The sequence below is a fragment of the Streptomyces sp. NPDC096046 genome (assembly GCF_040303285.1).
Lineage (GTDB): Bacteria > Actinomycetota > Actinomycetes > Streptomycetales > Streptomycetaceae > Streptomyces.
Genome location: NZ_JBEOSZ010000111.1, coordinates 1 through 1330 on the forward strand (window position 1 = coordinate 1; position 1330 = coordinate 1330).

1 protein-coding gene is annotated in these 1330 nt (G+C 70.5%); it reads left to right on the plus strand.

What is annotated here, in order from left to right; all coding sequences use genetic code 11:
• Positions 1–69: 69 nt before the first annotated feature.
• The coding region (locus ABTX62_RS37815) for an IS701 family transposase (RefSeq protein WP_352120415.1) at positions 70–1330 on the plus strand (1261 nt) is incomplete at its 3' end.

Consider the following 1330-nt stretch of genomic DNA (forward strand, 5'->3'; position numbering starts at 1 on the left):
CTAGTAGGGCTTGGTCAGGTCGGTTGTAGTGGTGCGTGTCCTCCTGGCCCGGTGTGGCGTTGAGAGTGTGTGACTCCGGACGAGATTGCTGTGGTGCGTGGTGAGCTTGAGGCGTTCGCGGCGGAGGTGTTCGAGCCGTTTGCGCGTAAGGATCAGCGCCGGTGGGGGCAGGTCTATCTGCGCGGGCTGCTGACCGACGGGCAGCGTAAGTCGGTCGAGCCGATGGCCGCCCGGCTCGGGGAGGACGGCAATCGTCAGGCGCTGGCCAACTTCATCACGACCAGCCCCTGGGACCCGGCGCATATCCGGGCTCAGCTGGCCTGGCGGATGGAGGAGGCGATCGGGCCCGAGGCCCTGGTCTTCGACGACACCGGCTTCCTGAAGGACGGGAGCGCCTCGGCGTGCGTGTCGCGGCAGTACACCGGCACCGCGGGCAAGGTCACCAACTGCCAGGTCGGTGTCTCGCTCCACCTCGCCTCCGATCACGCCTCGGCGGCGGTCAACTGGCGGCTCTTTCTGCCCCAGACGTGGGATCCCGCCTCGCCGAAGGCCGACCCCGGCAAGGTCGCCCGCCGCACCGCCTGCGGCATCCCGGACGATGTCGGGCACGTGGAGAAGTGGCAGCTGGCCCTGGACATGCTCGACGAGACCCGTTCCTGGGGACTCGAGGTGCCGCTGGCCGTCGCGGACGCCGGATACGGCGACGCCGCGGCCTTCCGGCACGGACTGCAGGCCCGCGGCCTGAATTACGTGGTGGGGATCTCCGCCACGCTCTCCGCCCAGAGCGCCGAGGCGGCGTTGGTGGCCGAGCCGTACTCCGGGACGGGACGCCCGCCGGTGGCGAAGTATCCCGGCAAGCCGCGGTCGGTGAAGGAGCTGGTCATCGCGGCGGGCCGGAAAGCGGCCAGGCCGGTGCAGTGGCGGGAGGGCTCGCGGCCCGGCACCGGCCGCTCGGGCCGCAAGCGGATGTACTCCCGCTTCGTGGCCCTGCGTATCCGGCCCGCCGGACGCGAGGTCCGCCAGCACGTCGACGGCCCGGAACTGCCCGTGTGCTGGCTGCTGGCCGAATGGCCCGCCGGCGAGAGCGAGCCGGTGCAGTACTGGCTGTCCGACCTGCCCTCCGGCATGCCCCTGACCACACTGGTCCGCCTCGCCAAACTCCGCTGGCGCATCGAGCACGACTACCGGGAGATGAAACAGGCCCTGGGACTTGCCCACTTCGAGGGCCGCACCTGGAACGGCTGGCACCACCACGTCACCCTCGTCTCCGTCGCCCATGCCTTCTGCACCCTGCAACGACTGGCCAAAGCCCCAAAAGACACGGCGCCGG